Source organism: Citrobacter sp. Res13-Sevr-PEB04-36 (assembly GCF_015672735.1).
GTDB lineage: Bacteria > Pseudomonadota > Gammaproteobacteria > Enterobacterales > Enterobacteriaceae > Citrobacter.
On sequence record NZ_JADABY010000025.1, the window covers coordinates 87,583 to 107,446 of the forward strand.

At 52.7% G+C, this 19,864-nt stretch carries 17 protein-coding genes; 6 read left to right on the forward strand and 11 right to left on the reverse strand.

All coding sequences use genetic code 11. The features are described 5' to 3' along the window. Positions 1-133: 133 nt before the first annotated feature. On the reverse strand, positions 134-1,876 hold the full coding sequence (locus IMQ48_RS07455) for a SulP family inorganic anion transporter (RefSeq protein ID WP_196208515.1): 1,743 nt from the start codon (positions 1,874-1,876) through the stop codon (positions 134-136). Between the two features lie 389 nt (positions 1,877-2,265). Next, positions 2,266-3,132, reverse strand: coding sequence for an arylamine N-acetyltransferase (locus tag IMQ48_RS07460; RefSeq protein WP_196208516.1), 867 nt, complete (start codon positions 3,130-3,132; stop codon positions 2,266-2,268). A gap of 243 nt (positions 3,133-3,375) precedes the next feature. Here IMQ48_RS07460 and IMQ48_RS07465 point away from each other — a divergent pair, with 243 nt between their 5' ends. Further along, positions 3,376-4,290 (forward strand): LysR family transcriptional regulator, encoded by a 915-nt coding sequence (locus IMQ48_RS07465; RefSeq protein ID WP_196208517.1) that lies wholly within the window; start codon positions 3,376-3,378, stop codon positions 4,288-4,290. Positions 4,291-4,608: 318 nt separating this feature from the next. Here IMQ48_RS07465 and patD read toward each other — a convergent pair whose 3' ends face one another. The 6 genes from patD to IMQ48_RS07495 form a co-directional block, all read right to left on the reverse strand. Then, positions 4,609-6,036, reverse strand: a complete 1,428-nt coding sequence (gene patD, locus IMQ48_RS07470; protein WP_196208518.1) for an aminobutyraldehyde dehydrogenase — start codon at positions 6,034-6,036, stop codon at positions 4,609-4,611. A gap of 21 nt (positions 6,037-6,057) precedes the next feature. Then, positions 6,058-6,864 carry an ABC transporter permease gene (locus tag IMQ48_RS07475; protein WP_196208519.1) on the reverse strand — a complete coding sequence of 269 codons (807 nt, stop codon included), beginning with the start codon at positions 6,862-6,864 and terminating at the stop codon, positions 6,058-6,060. Beyond that, complete coding sequence (locus IMQ48_RS07480; RefSeq protein ID WP_196208520.1) at positions 6,854-7,798, reverse strand: ABC transporter permease; 945 nt, start codon at positions 7,796-7,798, stop codon at positions 6,854-6,856. The genes IMQ48_RS07475 and IMQ48_RS07480 overlap by 11 nt, the downstream gene beginning before the upstream one ends. Further along, positions 7,799-8,815, reverse strand: coding sequence for an ABC transporter ATP-binding protein (locus tag IMQ48_RS07485; protein WP_196208521.1), 1,017 nt, complete (start codon positions 8,813-8,815; stop codon positions 7,799-7,801). 16 nt (positions 8,816-8,831) lie between these two features. Then, the gene (gene ydcS / locus IMQ48_RS07490) at positions 8,832-9,977 is read right to left on the reverse strand and encodes a putative ABC transporter substrate-binding protein YdcS (RefSeq protein WP_196208522.1); all 1,146 of its coding nucleotides are present in this window, start codon (positions 9,975-9,977) and stop codon (positions 8,832-8,834) included. Between the two features lie 330 nt (positions 9,978-10,307). Then, on the reverse strand, positions 10,308-11,717 hold the full coding sequence (locus IMQ48_RS07495; protein WP_196208523.1) for a PLP-dependent aminotransferase family protein: 1,410 nt from the start codon (positions 11,715-11,717) through the stop codon (positions 10,308-10,310). Positions 11,718-12,066: 349 nt separating this feature from the next. On the opposite strand from IMQ48_RS07495, the gene IMQ48_RS07500 reads away from it, so the two are divergent. The 4 genes from IMQ48_RS07500 (at position 12,067) to IMQ48_RS07515 (ending at position 15,022) form a co-directional block, all read left to right on the forward strand. Further along, positions 12,067-13,470, forward strand: a complete 1,404-nt coding sequence (locus IMQ48_RS07500; protein ID WP_196208524.1) for a cytochrome ubiquinol oxidase subunit I — start codon at positions 12,067-12,069, stop codon at positions 13,468-13,470. After that, the gene (cydB, locus tag IMQ48_RS07505) at positions 13,470-14,480 is read left to right on the forward strand and encodes a cytochrome d ubiquinol oxidase subunit II (protein ID WP_115258450.1); all 1,011 of its coding nucleotides are present in this window, start codon (positions 13,470-13,472) and stop codon (positions 14,478-14,480) included. The genes IMQ48_RS07500 and cydB overlap by 1 nt, the downstream gene beginning before the upstream one ends. Continuing rightward, on the forward strand, positions 14,480-14,605 hold the full coding sequence (locus IMQ48_RS07510; protein ID WP_135912010.1) for a DUF2474 domain-containing protein: 126 nt from the start codon (positions 14,480-14,482) through the stop codon (positions 14,603-14,605). The genes cydB and IMQ48_RS07510 overlap by 1 nt, the downstream gene beginning before the upstream one ends. 186 nt (positions 14,606-14,791) lie before the next feature. After that, positions 14,792-15,022 carry a DUF2554 family protein gene (locus IMQ48_RS07515; RefSeq protein WP_196208571.1) on the forward strand — a complete coding sequence of 77 codons (231 nt, stop codon included), beginning with the start codon at positions 14,792-14,794 and terminating at the stop codon, positions 15,020-15,022. A 3-nt stretch (positions 15,023-15,025) separates the two neighbouring features. Here the strand turns inward: IMQ48_RS07515 and IMQ48_RS07520 are convergent, their stop codons facing one another. Continuing rightward, entirely contained in the window at positions 15,026-16,987 is a 1,962-nt protein-coding gene (locus tag IMQ48_RS07520) for a U32 family peptidase (protein ID WP_196208525.1), read from the reverse strand. 78 nt (positions 16,988-17,065) lie between these two features. Continuing rightward, positions 17,066-17,602 carry a helix-turn-helix domain-containing protein gene (locus IMQ48_RS07525; protein WP_196208526.1) on the reverse strand — a complete coding sequence of 179 codons (537 nt, stop codon included), beginning with the start codon at positions 17,600-17,602 and terminating at the stop codon, positions 17,066-17,068. Between the two features lie 103 nt (positions 17,603-17,705). Between IMQ48_RS07525 and IMQ48_RS07530 the strand changes: the two genes are divergently transcribed. Next, positions 17,706-18,872, forward strand: coding sequence for a benzoate/H(+) symporter BenE family transporter (locus IMQ48_RS07530; protein ID WP_196208527.1), 1,167 nt, complete (start codon positions 17,706-17,708; stop codon positions 18,870-18,872). Here IMQ48_RS07530 and IMQ48_RS07535 read toward each other — a convergent pair. Then, positions 18,855-19,724, reverse strand: a complete 870-nt coding sequence (locus IMQ48_RS07535) for a helix-turn-helix domain-containing protein (RefSeq protein ID WP_115258445.1) — start codon at positions 19,722-19,724, stop codon at positions 18,855-18,857. The two genes, IMQ48_RS07530 and IMQ48_RS07535, sit on opposite strands and share 18 nt — an antisense overlap. Positions 19,725-19,864: the final 140 nt, after the last annotated feature.

Here is a 19,864-nt window from a genome sequence, read left to right on the forward strand (position 1 = left end):
GCTGCACAGCCTGGTAAATTATCCTTAGTGTGTAATAGCCCTAACCTTTCTGCGGTAATGAAATAGCGAAGCCCCGACATGCACTCCCCCTAAATTGTTCCGTATGAAGTGGTCTACTGAATTTGCCCCCCTTTCAAGAATTGTGCCACTGGGATGGTACATCACCGTCTGATTCGCCCTCACCCGCACTCTCTTTGCTTTGAATGAACCGGAGTGCCAAATAGAGGTCTGGTGCCAGAAGCATGTCATCATCATTCATTGTTGGCCTGCTTTCTTTAAACCAGCGTGTTAATTCCGTTTTCCGGCCCGCAAGGATTAACGTAATCTGTCGACTTTTCAGGTCACGCTTTAACTCATTAATGGTGGCCAGGACACTTATATCTGAATAGGTGAAGCAGGCAACGGCATCAATCACCACCCATTTAGGTTGTAATGTTGTACCATCAACTAAGTTCAATACCCGACGTTTAAAATAAGCCACATTAAAATAGGTCAGCGGGGAGTTAAATCGATACATCAACACGCCCGGAACCATTTTAATATCGGTTGAATTACCTAATGAGTGAATCATTCCATTTTCGTCAGTTCCCAGTAAGTGCTCAGAGGGACGAAAGACTGTACGCAGGAACTGTAACAGACCAAGCAACACGGCAAGCCCGATCCCCTGGATAACGCCGATAATTAACACACAGCCAAAGGTGAAAAAGGCCAAACGAAATGCCTGTTTATTTCTTCGCCTCAGGTTCCATAGCCCACGTAAATCAATCAATGACCACGAGGCATACATTAGAACAATACCTAATGCAGAAACCGGAATAAACTGTAATGGCTGAGTAAAAAATACGACTACGATACCGATAAGTAAGGCTGCAACCACGGAGACCAGCTGACTTTTCCCCCCAGTTGAATCATTAACAGCGGTTCGGGAATCGGCTCCACTGATAGCAAACCCCTGAGATAATCCAGACATGAGATTCGCAATACCCAGAGCTCTAAACTCAGCATCAGCATTAATGTCATAGCCATTTTTCGCGGCGAAACTGCGGGCGGTCAGCATAAGACTGACAAAACTGACCAAAGCCAGGTTCAGCGCCGGGATCACTAAATCACGCATCAGACCTGGCTGGAACGCCGCCCAGTTAACGACGGGTAAAGCAGGCTGAAAACCGTCTCCTCCAATCGTGGCAATCCCATGATTTTGTGCTGATGTTCCCCATACCAGCGCCGTTGTTATCACAATGGCAATCAACGGTGCTGGCCAGTGGCTGCGATACGTTTTGATAACCATTAAAATAACTAACGTTAAAAGTGACAGTCCTAAGGTTAATAAATGGCTGTCTGCAATTCGGCCTGGCAAGGCAAGTATTTTTTCAATAACCTGCGCCTCATCAAGCGTGATCCCTAAAGCCTTGCCTAATTGCCCGACAATAATCGTCACGGCTACACCATTAAGTAAACCAGTAAGAATGGGATGAGAAAGCAGATCGGCAAGTGCGCCCAGGCGAAATTTACTGGCAAGCAGGCACCATCCACCCATCATCAATGTCATGATGATCGTCAGTTGCCAGTGCAGTTCGGGATTACCTGCAGAGAGGGGAAACACGACGGCCGCAATCACCGCGCAAGTTGTTGCATCAGGGCCAACAATAAGCTGACGTGAAGAACCAAACAGTGCATAAGCGATCATCGGTAAAACGCAGGAATACAGCCCTACGATTGCCCCAACACCCGCCAACTCAGCGTAAGCAATAGCAACGGGTAGTGCGACAGCCGCAACAGATAACCCGGCTTTAACATCATGTTTTAGCCAGCTTTTATCGTAGGCTAATAAATTTTGTAAACCAGGCATGTAATTTAATAAAAATTTTCCGAACACTTTATTCTCCGGATATTGTTCTTACCCACGCAATGTTGGCACACTTTTGAGTGAGATTCTGGTTTTCAAATGCTTCCGGAATGTGGCAGCCACCGTTCAGGCCCTAATAACCTCAACCACCTTATTATTCTGACTGGTGTTAAACATAGTTCAAAACCGACCGTGCCTTCTGGCCCCAAAAATTGTCCATTTAGTGCCAGCAGCTGACATTAAGCATGGATTTATGTAGGGGAAAGTGCGATTAGTGCAGTTGCAATATTAATAAGATTTCGCTCGCTGCCGAATAATGAGCAAATCCAGTATACAATTGTTGGTACTCCGCTCAATGATACTGCTCCGGTCGATAACATCAATGTATGTATCAGGCCGGTCGTCAACAACTCGCTGTTTTACGTACTTTCGCGAGTCTGGGCCCATTCTTCATGGATCTTCTGTACTTTAACCCATAGTTTTTTTAGCGATATCTCAGGAACGTTTTCGAAAGTCAGACCGAATTCTTCTTCAAGCACGTCCTGCCACTCGCGTAAAGACGTTGAGATGTGAGTCGTAACGACTTCGCCATCGGTTTTTGTTAAAACGCAACCTCGCAGTACCGTTTTGCCGTGTGGCTTCCGGAGTTGTGCAGTAACAACTTTTGCATATCCGGATTCCGGGGAATGCATATTAAAGTGATGACGGTCTACGAAATCACTCATAGAAGCGGGTTGCTCAGCCATATTCACGCCTGCGATCCAGCACGATGGATCGGCAATGAGGTGCCAATCACCCACGCCGTCCTTGCCCACGGCTTCCATGCCAAACTGCATCGAGTCCTGGTTAACGGTAGTATTCATCAGAGGCATTTGCTCATGAAGCGCATCGCCAAGACCGACATCCACCCACCATCTCCCGTTGGGATTATTTTCACTCGGCAACCCCTCAGCGATGATAGCTGCATGGTTTTCCAGTTTTATATGTTCAGGGCCTTCAGCGCCGTGGACATTTGCTGGGTGAATACTCACACGATAACCAAGGTGGGTGAGTAGCGTATGTAAGCCGCCATTGAGCTGAAAACAATAACCACCTCGTCGGGTTGTTGCCGCTCTTCTGAAACTTTCCATGGCGTCAATTCCCCAATCCTGACCAAGGTGGATCCAGAATGTTTCGTAAGGGACCCGTTCTACATGAGCTTGATGTAAACGGGTAAGTGCCTCAATGGAGGGTTTTTCTGCGTCAAGGCCAAGGCGAGCCAGATAGGCTTTTACTAAATCGTTCATGCTAATGTCATATTCCTAAGTCTGTGCATACTGTATTTTCATTTTTGAGAGTTTATCAGAGGGAAAGTTTGGAGCTTTAAAAAGGACTGATGGCGTCAGATAGATTCTAAATCTGCTCCAGGCAATACATTTTCTCTATAATTACTGGCATTGCTAACTGAAAGTGGCTGTATTTTAATATCCACATTCAGTACTGTGTAGCGTCTAAATTGAGAATAATGTTTTCATATTTGAGAGGAGCTAATGGACTTAAATGCCTTAAAGATGTTTGTTCTGACAGCCCGCTGCGGCAGCCTTTCTGCAGCAGCACGGGAAAACAACATACCGCTTCCGACGCTAAGCCGTAGGATCGCTGAACTTGAGCATGAGCTGGATGTTGTTCTGCTCGAACGAACTGTGAAAGGTTGCAGAGCAACAGAGGCGGGGAAAAAATTGCTGGATCAGGCCAGTTCGGCCATTGATACGCTTAATGATGCCGAGCAGTTCCTCACCACTGCCGATTCCCGCATCACAGGCCGATTACGCCTGACAATGCCTCAATCACTTGAACCGTGGTGGGAAATCATCAGGCAGTTTCAGCGTATATATCCGGGTATTGCCATTAACGTTTATACGACTGAGCGTCGAGTGGATTTAGTTTCTGAAGGTATTGATGTCGCGCTGAGAGTTGGAAGCATCTCTGATGATGATGTTGTTGCGAGCCATCTCATGGATTTCAGGCATATTCTGGTCGCCAGCCCGGCGCTTTTTCAGGGCGGTGAGCATCCCAAAGCGCCGTCAGACCTTATGAAGTACCCCTACGCCGCCTGGGGTTCGGTGATAAGCGCGCGCCCGGTATGGATGCTCGGTGAACATACCTACGATGTTCCAGCGACCTTCACCGTCAATGATTATCTTCATTTGCGCTCCGGAGCCCTTGCTGGTGACTACATTACTGAGTTACCTGCTTTTTTTGCTGCGGAATACATTAATAGTGGAAAACTGATTGAGGTTTTACCCCAGACACGTTTGCCCTACTCATCATTGCATCTGGTTTATAAAAAACACAGACATGTTTCCACGGCTGCCAGAGCCTACATAGAATTCTGTAAGGCTAATGTACACATACTAAAAGAAAAAAGCCGCGTACCCTCAGATGATGAAAATATGTATCCATGAATTTGAATTGTCAGTCAAACCGATAGAGTATGTAGGTAAGGCTGTGACCGCTTCACGCTGTGAGTTCAAGGGGTAGATGCAATGCTATTCTTAATCGAAGGGGATGTTGCCATGAAACCCAGATATTGGACACCAGAGTCGCGATATTCATTAAGTGAACGGAACGCGACTCCAATGTACGTAAATTAGCCTGACCTCGCGGATATTTCCAACTTACCGCCGTCCGATGGCGACGAGGCCAGTGGCGCGCATAGTATAGACACACGTCTTGCTGTAATTAGCTATCCGTGCGTCTATGACGCGTTGCGATTGCAGATATCAGTCGTGTTTAATCATCACATGGCGGATAACGGTGTAATCCTCAAGTCCATAAACCGACATGTCCTTACCGTAACCGGAGAGTTTTTGTCCGCCGTGCGGCATTTCGCTCACCAGCGTGAAGTGGGTGTTGACCCAGGTACAACCATACTGCAAGCGGGCGCTGAGACGATGCGCACGACCGACGTCTCGCGTCCAGACCGAAGATGCCAGCCCGTATTTTGAATCGTTAGCCCATGCCAGGACCTGAGCCTCATCATCAAACTGGGTGATGCTAACCACCGGGCCAAAGACTTCCCGCTGAACGATAGCATCGTCCTGCTTCGCACCCGCCAGCAGCGTTGGCGCAAAGTAGTAGCCTGCACCCTCTACTTTTTTACCGCCAGTGATGACTTTGATATGCCCGAGCGCTTTGGCCTCATCCACCGCTTTGGTGATGCGATCCAGATGGGCCTGAGAACTTACCGGCCCCAGCTCTGTTGATTCATCATTCGGTGAACCGGTTTTCAGGCTGGCGACCGCGGCACCCAGCTTTTCGACCAGCGCATCGTAAATGCCTTTCTGCGCGTAAATGCGACAGGCTGCGGTGCAATCCTGCCCGGCGTTGTAATAACCGAACGTGCGGACGCCGCTCACCACCGCATCGAGATCGGCATCATCAAAAATAATAACCGGGGCCTTGCCGCCCAACTCCATATGCGTGCGCTTAATCGATGGCGCAGTATGTCCAATAATGTGCTCCCCGGTAGCAATGGAGCCTGTCAGTGAAACCATGCGCACTTTTTCATGACCGGTCAACGGATCGCCCACGGTCTTACCGCGCCCAAACAGCACGTTAATCACGCCTGCCGGGAAAATGTCTTTCGCAAACTCTGCCAGTTTCAGCGCTGTTAGCGGTGTAATTTCAGACGGTTTAATCACCACACAGTTGCCTGCCGCCAGCGCCGGGGCCAGTTTCCACGCGGCCATCATCAGCGGGTAGTTCCACGGTGCGATAGACGCCACCACCCCCAGCGGATCGCGGCGGATCATCGATGTGTGCCCTTCCAGGTATTCTCCGGCAGCCAGGCCGTTCTGTGTACGTGCGGCACCGGCAAAGAAACGGAAAACATCCACAATGGCCGGAATTTCATCATTTAGCACGCAGTGAAACGGCTTGCCGCAATTCAAGGATTCCAGCTCAGCAAATGTCTGCGCGTTTTCGGCGATAGTGTCCGCCAGCTTCAGTAACAGCTCCGAACGCACTTTCGGCGTGGTTTGCCCCCAGCTGGCAAAGGCATCGTCGGCGGCACGGACGGCTGCATCAACCTGCACGGTTGATGCCTCGGCAATTTCCAGGATCACGTCACCGGTAGCAGGGTTATAGACCGGCTGCTTTTCACCTTCACCGTTGACCAGTTCGCCGTTAATCAGTAATTGATGTTGCATAGCAATTTCCCATATTGTCGTTTATTTACCGTTTCCGGCGAGAGTGTCGCCTTCACGCGTCAGCCACCAGGCCCCTAAAATCGGCAGTGTTGTGACCGCCATCACCAGCAATGCCACAACGTTGGTCACCGGGACATCACGCGGACGCCCCAGTTGATTGAGTAGCCACAACGGAAGTGTTCTTTCGTGTCCGGCCGTGAACGTTGTTACGATGATTTCATCAAACGACAAGGCAAACGCCAGCATGCCTCCGGCCAACAGCGCCGACGCCAGATTCGGCAGCACTACGTAGCGGAAGGTTTGCCAGCCGTTCGCACCCAAGTCCATTGACGCTTCAACCAGACTCCATGAGGTACGACGAAAACGGGCCACAACGTTGTTAAAGACCACCACCACACAAAACGTCGCATGTCCCACCACGATGGTCAGAAAGCCCGGCTCCAGATTGATGGTTTTAAATGCAGTCAGCAGTGCCAGACCGGTAATAATGCCCGGGAGCGCAATAGGCAACAGCAGCAACAGCGATACTGCGTTCTTGCCAAAGAAGTCCCGCCGCCACAGAGCCGCAGCCGCCAACGTCCCCAACACCAGGGCGATGGCCGTCGACAGTGCGGCAATTTTAAGTGACAGCGTCACTGATTCCAGAATATCGCTACGTTGTGCCGCTACGCTAAACCACCGCAGTGTGAGTCCCTGAGGCGGAAAACTAAAGGCCGCTTCCTCAGTATTAAAAGCATAGGCCGCAATGATGAGAATGGGAAAGTGCAGGAAAATCACACCACCCCATGCGGCCAGTTTGAGTAAAAACGGTGCGCGTTCAGAGTGCATCAAATGCTCCCAGACGCTTCACGAACGCCAGATACAGTGCGATTAACACAATCGGCACCAGGGTGAATGCAGCCGCCATTGGCATGTTGCCGATAGCCCCTTGTTGCGAATAGACCATGTTGCCGATGAAAAAACCCGGCGGCCCCACCAGTTGCGGCACAATAAAATCACCCAGCGTCAGCGAGAAGGTAAAGATTGAACCAGCAGCAATACCGGGGATAGCCAGCGGCAGCACCACATAGCGGAAGGTCTGGCGCGGGCGAGCGCCCAAATCTGCCGAGGCCTGCAGCAATGACGGCGGCAACCGTTCCAGCGCGGCCTGCACTGGCAGGATCATAAATGGTAGCCAGATGTAGACGAAAACCAGAAAACGCCCTAATCCTGAAGTCGACAGCGTATTCCCGCCTACGGCTGGCAACGTCAGAAACGCGGTCAGGATCGGCTCCAGCCCGAGATGGGTTAAAAACCACTGCGCCACGCCGTCTTTAGCCAGCAGCAACGTCCACGCGTAGGCTTTGACGATATAGCTGGCCCACATTGGCAACATGACGGCGATGTAAAAAAAGGCCTTCATCTTGCCGCTGGTGTAACGCGCCATATACCACGCCATCGGAAACGCCAGAATGGCGCTGGCAATAGTCACCGCTATTGCCATGGTCAACGTGCGTAAAATGATGTCGTAATTCGCCGGGTTAAACAGCGCCTGCAGATTCGCCAGCGTCAGATCTGGCGTAACGGACATGGTGAAATCGTCAAAGGTATAAAACCCTTGCCACAGTAGCGTCAGTAATGAGCCAAAGTAGACGACGCCAAACCACATCAGCGGTCCGAGCAGCAGTAAAAACAGACCCAGCCCCGGATTACGCCAGAAATAGCCCGAGATTTTGTTCAAACTGGTGGTCTGGGGAGGTGAATGTAAAACGTTCATCGCCATTCACCTCTCCTCAACCAGCGGGATCATCACGTCACGTGACCACGAAGCCATAACCTGCTGACCCGGTGACAGCGTTGACGGCAGTGTTTCTCCCGTCAGGTTCGCCTGGCTTACCAACAATTTTTCGCCACTGGCCAGCTTTAGCTCAAACCGCGTCGCTGCGCCCTGATATTGCACCGCCTGAATAACGCCCGGCGCCTGCACTTCTGCGCCAGGATCATTCAGGCGAATGTGTTCCGGGCGCAGGGAGAACATGCCCTGTAAACCGCACACATTCGCTGACATTGCCGCATCAAAGACGTTGGATGTCCCGACAAAGCTCGCCACAAACGGCGTGCGCGGGCGCATGTAGAGCTCACGGGGGGAGTCCACCTGCTCAATACGTCCGTTATTAAACACCGCCACGCGATCGGACATCGACAGAGCCTCGCCCTGATCGTGGGTGACAAAAATGAAGGTAATGCCCAGCGCCTGCTGTAATTTTTTGAGTTCCAGCTGCATTTGTTCACGCAGTTTAAGATCCAGCGCCCCGAGCGGTTCATCCAGCAGCAACACCCGCGGTTCATTAACCAACGCGCGGGCGATCGCCACGCGCTGACGTTGTCCACCGGAAAGCTGTGACGGCTTACGCTCATACACGAAGCCGAGCGCCACCTTCTCCAGCGCTTCGCGCGCTTTGGCATGACGCTGTTTTTTATCCATCCCTTTGACCATCAGCCCGTAGGCCACGTTATCGAGGATCGACATATGCGGAAACAACGCGTAATCCTGAAATACCGTGTTAACGTCACGTTCCCAGGGCGGCAGTTCGCTGGCCTGCTTACCAAAAATTTTAATTGCGCCACCTGACAGCTGTTCAAAACCGGCTATCAGGCGCAGGCAGGTGGTTTTGCCGGAGCCGGACGGCCCCAGCATAGAGAAAAACTCACCATCATTAATCGCAATACTGACCCCGTCGACGGCACGAACATCGCCGTACAATCGCGAGACATTGTCAAATTCCACTGCGTACGTCATAAAACCCCCAGCGGAATCAGCGACCGCCCATAATGGCTATGTAATCCTGCGTCCAGCGGCTGTAAGGAACAAACTTGCCACCTTCAGCGATCGGCGTTTTCCAGAAGGCGATTTTGTCGAAATAGCTATAGCCATTGGTTTCACATCCTTTTTCACCCAGCAGCGGGCTGGCCTTGCACCCTTCAGGCACGACCGGCAGCGATCCAAACCAGGCGGCAACGTCACCCTGCACTTTCGGAGTTAATGACCAGTTCATCCATTTGTAAGCACAGACCGGATGTTTTGCTTCACTGTGTAGCATGGTAGTGTCAGCCCAGCCTGTGACGCCCTCTTTTGGAAAAACGGTGGCAATCGGTTGTCCTTCTGCCTTCAGGGCATTAGCCTGATACGGCCAGGCGCTGGAGGCCACAACACCTTCGTTTTTAAAGTCACTCATTTGTACGGTGGTGTCATGCCAGTAGCGGTGGATCAGCCCGTGTTGATCTCTCAGGACCTTAATGACGGCCTGATACTGTTTCTCGGTAAGCTGATAGGGGTCGGTAATGCCCAGTTGTGGCTGGGTGGCTTTGACGAATAACGCCGCATCGGCAATATAAATCGGGCCATCGTACGCCTGAACGCGCCCTTTATTGCTTTTACCGTCTTCAAGTTTTTGCTCTACAAACACCACTTTCCAGCTATCCGGCGGCGTTGGGAAGGTTTTGGTGTTGTACATCAGCAGGTTTGGCCCCCACTGATATGGCGTGCCGTAGACTTTGCCTCCGACGTTAAACCATTCACCGTTGACCACGCGCGGGTCGATAATTTTCCAGTTCGGGATAAGCGCAGTATTAATAGGCTGGACACGTTTACCCATAATTAAACGCAGTGACGCGTCGCCGGATGCCGTGACCAGGTCATATCCGCCTTTTGCCATCAGGCTGACCATTTCGTCTGAGGTGGCTGCGGTTTTCACATTAACCGCGCAGCCGGTTTCCTTCTCAAACTGCGAGACCCAGTCATATTGTTTATCCGTTTGACCACGTTCGATATAACCCGGCCAGGCAATAATATCCAGGCGCCCTTCCGGTTTATCTAATGATGTTGGGGGTTCAGCTGCGTGGGCGGTCATCAGCGTCATACTGAGCGCACACAGGCTCGTGAGGGCAAATTGCTTGCTCATAACGTCTTACTCCTGTCGAAAAAAAATAATGAGCGGCAGCCTTGCCGTAAATATATGTCCTTTCCTAAAAGTAGTCGGGGTGTTGCAAGCGTTCCTGCTGGCGCAAGGAAATTTAATCAGGTTGTGAGCTAACGCTCATTACGCTGTCAGTTATTGCAACGTTATTTAATCTTCTGGAGTATAGACAACGAGTTAGATGCACAGAGGGGAATAATTAGAGGTATTGGTATTTTGTATGGTTACACCTGAAGAAATAACATCGTGATTTTACTGGCGCTATTTCATAAATAAGAATGCGCTATTCTTTTATATTGAATAGCGCACTCTCTATTATTTCATCATCTCGCGAATTAATTTCCCCAGCTGTTTCACCGCCAGCTCTTCGCGTTCTCCCCAGTTCCAGGCGGTATTGAAGCGAAAGAAGCGTGTCCAGGTTCCCGATGTTGAGAACATTTTCCCCGGTGCAATACTGATGTGGTGCGCCAGGGCCTGTGTACTGAGAATACCTGCATCAAGCGGTTCGGGCAGTTCGAGCCATAGAAAATAGCCGCTATCGCTATGATGAATTTTGACTTCTGCCGGAAGATGGCGCAGCAGCGTTTGCCAGGCCTGCTGTTTGCGTTCTGCCAGTTGACGACGTAGCCGACGCAAATGCGCGTCATAACGTCGGGTAGACAGGTAATCCACCAGTGCGAGCTGCATCGGGGAGCTGGTTGACAAGGTGCTCATCAACTGGAGCCGCTGAATGCGCCGCGCATGCTTCCCCGCCGCCACCCAGCCAACGCGAAATCCGGGCACCAGGCATTTTGAAAACGACGAACAGTGCAGCACTCTGTCGCCACGATCCCAGGCTTTGGCGGGCAGCGGTTTTTCACGACCAAAATACAGCTCGCTGTAGACATCATCCTCGATCAGCATCACGTTGTATTTTTCCAGCAACGCGACCAGATGGGCCTTTTTCTCTGCGCTGAGCGTAAACCCCAGCGGGTTTTGGCCGTTGGTCATCAGCCAGCAAGCCTTAACCGGATACTCTTGTAAAGCCTGCTCCAGCGCGACGAGATCGATCCCATCCTTGACGTCGGAGGCAACAGATAGCGCTTTTAAACGCAGCCTTTCAAGCGCCTGCAAGGCGCCGTAAAAACAGGGATTTTCGACAATCACCCAGTCGCCGGGCTCGGTCACCGCCTGCAGGCTCAGGTTGAGGGCTTCCAGCGCCCCGGCGGTAATCACAATGTCATCCGGCGAAATAGTGATCCCCTGCTGGGCATAGCGACGTGCAATGGCATTGCGCAATTCGGCATTACCCGGCGGCAGGTTTTCAATCACGCTCATTGCCGTCGCCGTTTTGCTCACCTGCGCCAACGAACGATTAAGCTGCTGCAGGGGAAATAAACGGGGATCGGGAAATGCGGACGCAAACGGCATCACCGAAGCGTCCCGGCTGGCCTGCAGCATGTCAAAAATATAGGTGTTGATATCGACCGCTTCATCGCGCACAACCTGCGCTTGCGGGGTTGCCGACTCACGTTCGGGCCGTGCGGCAACATAATAGCCAGATTGCGGCCGCGCAATGATCCGCCCCTGACTTTCCAGAAGCTGATAAGCATGGCCGACGGTCATAAAGCTCATCCCGCTGGTCGCCACCTGTTCACGTAAAGAAGGCAGACGATCGCCGGGTTGCCAGACGCCAGAGGCGATTTGATCGCGAATTTGTTCCGCCAGCCGTTGATATTTTTTCATGATGATTCTCGGGAGTCAGATGCAGGTGACGCTCGCAGTGTATATCAGTTAATAAAATTAACAACATCGTGACAACTGTTATGGTGTTGCGTTTTTACAGTATCGTTAACGAAAGCCCTTTGCCTAATGCTCGCACCGCGAGCCTGCACAGCATCAATTTTTGCGCGTACTTTGAATCTCATAACCAGCTGATTTCTTGTATATTTCAGAAATGAAGGTTTTATATCAGCACCGTCAACAGATAACAGCGACGCAACTGTTATGGTTAAAAAGAACTGTTCTGTTTCTGCCCCCCACTGTTCCTCAGGCATAGAATTGCGCTAAATCAATTTTGCCTGCGGAGTTAAGCATGTTCGGTCTTGACGCGTTTCACCTGGCGCGTATCCAGTTCGCGTTTACGGTGTCGTTTCACATCATCTTTCCGGCCATTACTATTGGTCTTGCCAGCTATCTGGCGGTGCTTGAAGGTCTGTGGCTAAAAACCAAAAATCCCACCTGGCGTTCGCTGTATCATTTCTGGTCTAAAATATTCGCCGTCAACTTTGGTATGGGCGTGGTTTCGGGCCTGGTGATGGCCTACCAGTTCGGCACCAACTGGAGCGGTTTTTCCGAGTTCGCCGGGAGTATCACCGGGCCGCTGCTGACCTATGAAGTGCTGACCGCCTTCTTCCTCGAGGCAGGATTCCTTGGCGTGATGCTGTTTGGCTGGCAGCGCGTGGGTCCAGGTCTGCACTTCTTCGCCACCTGTATGGTCGCGCTAGGCACCATTATTTCAACCTTCTGGATCCTCGCCTCCAACAGCTGGATGCAAACACCGCAGGGTTACGAAATTATCAACGGACAAGTCGTGCCGGTGGACTGGTTTGCCGTCATCTTCAATCCGTCCTTCCCCTATCGTCTGCTACATATGTCCGTCGCCGCCTTCCTGAGCAGCGCTCTGTTTGTCGCGGCGTCGGCGGCCTGGCATTTACTACGTGGAAATAATACGCCGGCAATTCGTGCCATGTTTTCAATGGCCCTGTGGATGACGCTGATCGTCGCCCCGTTACAGGCGCTGATTGGCGATATGCATGGGCTGAACACCCTGAAGCATCAACCCGCCAAAATTGCCGCCATTGAAGGTCACTGGGAAAACGTGCCCGGTGAACCGACCCCGCTGTTGCTGTTCGGCTGGCCGGATATGGAACAGGAGCGCACCCGCTACGGGCTGGCAATACCGGCGCTGGGCAGCCTGATTTTGACCCACAGTCTGGATAAACAAGTTCCGGCTCTGAAAGAGTTTCCGAAAGAAGACCGTCCTAACTCCACCATGGTGTTCTGGTCGTTTCGCATTATGGCGGGCCTGGGGATGTTGATGATCTTGCTCGGCACGTTTGCCCTGTGGCTACGCTACAAACAACGCCTGTATACCTCGCGTCCTTTCCTGCGCTTCGCGCTATGGATGGGACCCTCCGGTCTGATTGCCATTCTGGCCGGATGGGTCACCACCGAAGTCGGTCGTCAGCCGTGGGTTGTTTACGGCCTGCAACGGACGGCGGATGCGGTTTCCGCACATGGTGATTTGCACATGAGCATCAGCCTGCTGGCCTTCTTTGTGGTTTACAGTTCGGTCTTCGGTGTGGGCTACAGCTACATGATCCGTCTGATCCGCAAAGGACCGCAGGAAGATGGCCCGACGAGTCCGCCAACGGGTACCCCTGCTCGACCGCTTTCCGCTGCGGTCCTTGATTCTCAACCGGAGGCACACCGCTAATGGGTATTGATTTATCAGTTATCTGGTTCGTTATCATCGTGTTCGCCACGCTGATGTATATCGTGATGGATGGTTTCGACCTTGGGATTGGCATCTTATTTCCGGCCATTCAGGACCCCGACGATCGCGATGTGATGGTCAACAGCGTGGCGCCGGTCTGGGACGGCAATGAAACCTGGCTGGTACTGGGGGGCGCAGGCTTGTTTGGTGCCTTTCCGCTGGCCTACGCGGTGATCGTCGATGCGTTGACCATCCCCTTAACCCTGATGCTAATCGGCCTGATTTTTCGCGGCGTGGCCTTTGAGTTTCGTTTCAAAGCAACGCCCGCACACCGGCCATTCTGGGATAAAGCGTTTATATGCGGTTCAATCCTCGCCACCTTTACCCAGGGCGTTGTCGTCGGTGCGGTGCTTAATGGATTCTCAGTCAGCGGACGCAGTTACAGCGGCGGACCTTTCGACTGGCTCACCCCTTTCACGCTGTTTTGCGGCGTGGGCCTGGTGGTGGCCTATGCGCTACTGGGTGCGACATGGCTGGTGATGAAAAGCGAAAATCCGCTGCAGGACAAAATGCGCAACGCCGCCAAAAAACTGTTGCTGGCGCTGTTGGTGGTCATTGCCATTATCAGCCTGTGGACGCCGCTGGCGCACAGCGCCATTGCCGATCGCTGGTTTAGCCTGCCGAATCTGTGGTTCCTGATGCCGGTTCCGCTCCTGGTGGCGCTGATCAGCCTGTGGTTGTGGCGTTCGCTGGGTCAGCAGCACAGCCATGCACTGGCGTTTATCCTGACGCTGGGGTTGATTTTCCTCGGTTTCAGCGGATTGGGGATCAGCATCTGGCCGCATATCATTCCACCGTCCATCACCCTCTGGCAGGCGGCAGCACCGCCGCAAAGTCAGGGCTTTATGCTGGTAGGTGCCTTGTTGATTATCCCGATAATCCTCGTGTACACCTTCTGGAGCTATTACGTTTTTCGCGGCAAAGTTCAACCTGGTGAGGGGTATCATTGATGCAGCAATCAATCTGGAAACGCCTGATGTGGTTGGTGATCCTGTGGGGCGGCAGCGTGCTGGCTCTGGCCGCTGTTGGCATGGCCTTTCGTGTGCTGATGACGGCAGCAGGTTTTAAGTCCTGAGTCTGCATTAATAATGGTCGGGTAGCGTAGCGTTACCCGACGGCTAAAATCCCAACGCTATATAAACAAAAATGCAATAACCGGCGAATTGATGAAACACCGATTGCCTTTAACCCGATTAAATAATGAAATAGTCACCCGGAGAAATTATCGCCATTTTTGTTAAAACGTACCAGAGGGTGAATGATGTTTAAGAAAGGGTTAACGGTGTTTTTGCTGACCAGTGCGCTTTTCTCTGGCCAGCTTTTCGCTACTAATCAGGGACATGAATATCTTCAGGTGCAGGATGCCGATCACTTATTACGTCACACGGCTGACAGCGATGAACTGCGCGTGACGGCGGAAGAATCCGCCGCCGATCTCCGTGAACACCATCACTGGCAAAAATCACGCAAACCCGATACCCATCAAAGTTAACGCTTAGCCTTTACGCTTCGGCAGCGTTTTCATCAGTTCATCCGGGCTGACGGAAGCCACGATGCTGCCCGGCAGCGGCATTTTCAGAATGTGATGTTTCATCTTGCCGATGACGTGCATTTCGCACGGTCGGCAATCAAATTTCAGCGTCAGCACGTCGTCACCGTTGACCAACTGCATTGGCGTCGCTTTCCAGCTTTTGATGTTGCCTTTGGCCTGTTTCGGGCACAGATTAAAGGCAAAACGCAGGCAGTGCTTGGTGATCATCACCGGCACTTCACCTTTTTCTTCATGCGCTTCATAAGCGGCATCAATCAGCTGAACGCCATAACGGTGGTAAAACGCGCGCGCTTTGTGGTTATAGACGTTTGCCAAAAAACTCAGATGCGTTTGCGGGTAAACCGGGGCCGGATCGGCTACCGGCTTACGGCATCCACGCTGGTAACTGGCCAGTCGCGCTGCGTCCAGCATTTCAACGGCGTCACGACGCAGTTGATTAAGCTGACCGTTCGGCACAAACAGCGCACCCGGCAGATTCACCTGAATATCGCGGGCGTAATACAGCGTCTGCCCAAGCTTTGCCAGCCCTTCCTGCAAATTGCTCAGCGCTTTTTCCGCGTTGTTCGCTTCTTCAAACTGGCCGTCCAGCGTGTGGGTGATGCTCACGCCCTCCTCACTGGTGAGCGTCAGGATCAGCTGTTCCTGCCAGCCGCCCAGTTCAATATCGACCGCCACGCGACGTTCGCTGGACGTTTTGGTCAACGCCTGCTGCCAGTTATGATCGAGGTTACGATTCAACGGATGATGCGGACGCACTTTATGCAGATCGGCCGGCATTTCATTTGGCCAGACCCGATAGCGGTTGTTCCCCGTTTTCTCGACAGTATTGGCACGAAACCCAACCACATCACGCTTGATCAGCACGTTCAGGCCATCACCGTTAGCCAGCGGTTCCGTCACTTCAACGTCAAGGTGATCTTTTGCCACTTTCAGCACTTCGCCTACCGGCAAGCCGATAAACTTCGGCGAGTCGAATGCACCGATATCCCCTTTGCGGGCGGTGACAAAGTAATCAGTGCTACCGCGGTGGAACGTTTTGTCCGTAGAAGGGGTAAAGAAATGTTCTGTACGTCCGGCTGAGGCACGGGCTAAATCATCGCGCTGTTCGATAATCGCATCCAGCACCTGGCGATAATGGGCGGTGATATTCTTCACGTAGCTCATGTCTTTGTAGCGGCCTTCAATTTTGAAGGACCGCACGCCTGCGTCGATCAACGCGCCCAGGTTGGCAGTCTGATCGTTATCTTTCATCGACAGCAGATGTTTTTCGTATGACACCACCCGCCCCTGATCGTCTTTCAGGGTATACGGCAGGCGGCAAGCCTGAGAGCAGTCACCGCGGTTGGCGCTGCGTCCGGTCTGGGCGTGAGAGATATAGCACTGCCCGGAATACGCCACGCATAACGCACCGTGAATGAAAAACTCAAGGGTCGCGTCGGTGGCCTGATGGATAGCGCTAATCTGTTCCAGACTCAGCTCGCGCGCCAGTACAATCTGGGTAAACCCCACATCGCCGAGAAATTTAGCCTTCTCGACGCTGCGAATATCACACTGGGTACTGGCATGGAGTTCAATGGGCGGAATATCCAGTTCCAGAATCCCCATGTCCTGTACAATCAGGGCATCAACGCCGGTCTGATACAGGTCGGTAATCAAGCGCTGAGCAGGTTCCAGCTCATCATCGTGTAAAATCGTATTCAACGTCACAAAGATTTTTGCCCCATAGCGATGGGCGAAAGGCACCAGTTCAGCGATATCCTTCAGGCTGTTACTGGCATTATGACGTGCGCCAAACCCCGGTCCACCAATGTAAACGGCATCTGCGCCGTGCAAAATGGCTTCGCGTGCAATCGCGGTATCACGGGCCGGGCTTAACAATTCAAGACGATAAGGTTGCTGAGGCATACGGTTGTTACCATCCAAAAGCGGTAAAATGGCGGCTATTGTAGTCAGAAGCGCGACGTTGCGAAATAGTTTTCCCGATTAACTGCGCGGGTAATGGATGAGCGAATGAAAGTAAACCGTCTGTTCGCTGCTGTTCCGATAACTGTGCGCGGAATCCCCGGCAAAACGCACCCCCTCGCCGGTTTTTAACGTTCGCCAGCTGCCGTCAATGTCCATATCCAGCAGGCCATTAATCACCACCACATGTTCAATAACGCCGGTCTCGTGCGGGGTAGATTCGCTGAGCGCTCCCGGTGCCAGCAGTATCGAAAAATGGTCAAAGCAGAGTTGCGGATCCCACGGGAACAGCGGCGTGACGATCATCGCCTGCTGCTGTGGGTCGAATGCGGGCGTGCTGTCGGCTTCCGGCGGCGTGATAAAGGTCGAAAAGGGCACGTTCAGCCCGGTAGCGATTTTCCATAATGTCGCCACCGTTGGGCTGGATTCGTTGCGCTCAATCTGCCCCAACATGGCTTTTGACACGCCGGTCTCCTGCGCCAGACGCGCAAGGCTCCATTCCCGCTGTTGACGTAGCATCCTGAGCGTAGTCGCCAGATAGTGGGTAACATTATCCATTCGTTTTCTCCCGATCTCATGTGGCAAAGACATAGCCTATCACTTGTACGTTATAACGCACAGTGCTACAGTGAATGACCGTTATAACGCACGCGGAGTTGCTATGCGCACATGTTATCTTCCTCTGCCTACTGTACTGTCTGGTTTCGTGGCCGTGCTGGTCGGCTATGCCAGTTCAGCGGCGATTATCTGGCAAGCAGCGATGTCCGCTGGAGCAACTACCGGGCAAATTGCGGGTTGGATGACTGCCCTGGGCATCGCCATGGGCGTCAGTACGCTGGCATTAACGTTATGGTACCGTGCGCCGATATTAACCGCGTGGTCAACGCCCGGCGCGGCACTGTTGGTCACCGGTCTGCAGGGTTTAACCATGCAGGAGGCAATTGGCGTATTTATTGTCGCCAATGCGCTGATCGTCCTGTGCGGCGTGACGGGATTGTTCGCCCGACTGATGCAAGTCATCCCTCACTCGCTGGCGTCAGCGATGCTGGCTGGGATCCTGCTGCGTTTTGGCCTACAGGCATTTAATAGTTTGAACAACGAGCTGCTACTGTGCGGCAGCATGCTGCTGGCGTGGCTGGTGCTCAAAGTTGTCGCCCCCCGCTACGCGGTCATTGCTGCGATGTTGGTGGGGATAATGATTGCCTTGATAAAAGGTGACATTGTCACTAATAACATAACTCTCTCACCGGTGATGCCGGAATTTATCGCCCCCCACTTTTCCCTCGCCCACAGCATCAGTATTGCCCTGCCGCTGTTTCTGGTCACCATGGCCTCGCAAAATGCCCCCGGCATTGCCACCATGAAGGCCTCCGGCTATTCATTACCCGTTTCGCCGTTGATCGTGTTCACCGGCCTGCTGGCGCTGTTGTTTTCCCCGTTTGGCGTCTACTCCATCTGTATTGCCGCCATCACCGCCGCGATATGCCAAAGCCCGGAAGCGCACCCGGACGCCCAGCGACGCTGGTTAGCCGCCGCAGCTGCGGGTGTTTTCTATCTGCTGGCGGGCGTATTCGGCGGTTCAGTGACCGGGTTAATGGCGGCCCTGCCGGTAAGCTGGATCCAGATGTTGGCCGGTCTGGCGCTGCTGGGAACGATTAGCGGCAGCCTGTATCAGGCACTGCATCATGAAGCCGAGCGTGACGCGGCGATTATCACCTTTCTGGTCACCGCCAGCGGTTTGACGCTGCTGGGGATTGGATCTGCATTTTGGGGATTAATTGCCGGAGGGGTGTGCTACACGGTGCTGAGATTAGCGCGCCGCACGTAGCTGCGAGGGCGTTTTGCCCGTCACCTGTTTAAAACGGTTGCTGAAGTGGCTGGCAGAGCTAAATCCGCAGGCCATCGCGATATCCGACAAGCTGCGGGAAGAGTAACAAACCAGCTGCTGCGCCAGCGCCATACGCCGCTGCATCACATATTGATGGGGTGCCATGTTCATCGACTGGCGGAACATTCGGGCAAAGTGAAAATCGCTCAACGCCGCTTCACCGGCTAAATCGCTCAGGGTGATGGGGTACGCCAAATGCGCGTCGATATAGGCCAGAACGTTACGCAAGGTGACGGGCGCGAGTCCTCCCGTGACCACCGGCGGTCGCCATTGTACGTTGCTGTAATGCTGGATCAGGTGCGTCAATAACAGCGAGGACGCGGCGCTGAGCGTGAGATGGTTAGCAGGCTGTTGCCAGTCATTACCAAGCAAAAACTGGCGGTACACGGCGGTGATCCCCGGATCGCTGCCGAAAGTATGTTCATCCAGCGTGACGCTATAGGGGCTCTTATCCCAGACTTTCTCCCCCACCTCGCGCAGATGCGCGTCGGTGCAGTAGAGATGCACAAACGACAGATCGTCGCGGATATCCCAGCTGGATTCGCTCTCTTTGGGCATCAGGCAGAAGCGGTCCGGGCCACCGCCGTTCTTCCAGCCGCCCGCCGTTTTGTGGTAACTCTCATAGCCATCTGCCACATACAAACTGAGCGTATGGTGATCGCAATATTGGGTGATGGTATCGCGTTTGTTCGACCATGCCGCCAGCTGGATCCCAGAATGTAACGCAACCGATTCATGCAGCACGGCATTATGTTTGCGTAAGTTTTCAAAGGCATCGTAGGGCTGAGGCATACCATCACTTTCAAAGACGTTGTGAGCAGACTTTCAGTCTATCTCAGCAACAGGGTGTTAACAGCCCTCTTTTCCGCTTTGCAGAAAAAAAAGCGCAAGATTTTGCAAGTCTCTCGCAATCGGATGAAAGCGCCCGCGGA

Excerpts from the sequence above, each read along its gene's own strand:
- IMQ48_RS07485 (WP_196208521.1), bottom strand. The coding sequence starts at position 8,815 with ATGACGTACGCAGTGGAATTTGACAATGTCTCGCGATTGTACGGCGAT.
- IMQ48_RS07480 (WP_196208520.1), bottom strand. The coding sequence starts at position 7,798 with ATGGCGATGAACGTTTTACATTCACCTCCCCAGACCACCAGTTTGAAC.
- patD (WP_196208518.1), bottom strand. The coding sequence starts at position 6,036 with ATGCAACATCAATTACTGATTAACGGCGAACTGGTCAACGGTGAAGGT.
- IMQ48_RS07535 (WP_115258445.1), bottom strand. The coding sequence starts at position 19,724 with ATGCCTCAGCCCTACGATGCCTTTGAAAACTTACGCAAACATAATGCC.
- IMQ48_RS07460 (WP_196208516.1), bottom strand. The coding sequence starts at position 3,132 with ATGAACGATTTAGTAAAAGCCTATCTGGCTCGCCTTGGCCTTGACGCA.
- IMQ48_RS07500 (WP_196208524.1), top strand. The coding sequence starts at position 12,067 with ATGTTCGGTCTTGACGCGTTTCACCTGGCGCGTATCCAGTTCGCGTTT.
- IMQ48_RS07495 (WP_196208523.1), bottom strand. The coding sequence starts at position 11,717 with ATGAAAAAATATCAACGGCTGGCGGAACAAATTCGCGATCAAATCGCC.
- ydcS (WP_196208522.1), bottom strand. The coding sequence starts at position 9,977 with ATGAGCAAGCAATTTGCCCTCACGAGCCTGTGTGCGCTCAGTATGACG.
- IMQ48_RS07520 (WP_196208525.1), bottom strand. The coding sequence starts at position 16,987 with ATGCCTCAGCAACCTTATCGTCTTGAATTGTTAAGCCCGGCCCGTGAT.
- IMQ48_RS07515 (WP_196208571.1), top strand. The coding sequence starts at position 14,792 with ATGTTTAAGAAAGGGTTAACGGTGTTTTTGCTGACCAGTGCGCTTTTC.
- IMQ48_RS07510 (WP_135912010.1), top strand. The coding sequence starts at position 14,480 with ATGCAGCAATCAATCTGGAAACGCCTGATGTGGTTGGTGATCCTGTGG.
- IMQ48_RS07465 (WP_196208517.1), top strand. The coding sequence starts at position 3,376 with ATGGACTTAAATGCCTTAAAGATGTTTGTTCTGACAGCCCGCTGCGGC.
- IMQ48_RS07475 (WP_196208519.1), bottom strand. The coding sequence starts at position 6,864 with ATGCACTCTGAACGCGCACCGTTTTTACTCAAACTGGCCGCATGGGGT.
- IMQ48_RS07530 (WP_196208527.1), top strand. The coding sequence starts at position 17,706 with ATGCGCACATGTTATCTTCCTCTGCCTACTGTACTGTCTGGTTTCGTG.
- IMQ48_RS07525 (WP_196208526.1), bottom strand. The coding sequence starts at position 17,602 with ATGGATAATGTTACCCACTATCTGGCGACTACGCTCAGGATGCTACGT.
- cydB (WP_115258450.1), top strand. The coding sequence starts at position 13,470 with ATGGGTATTGATTTATCAGTTATCTGGTTCGTTATCATCGTGTTCGCC.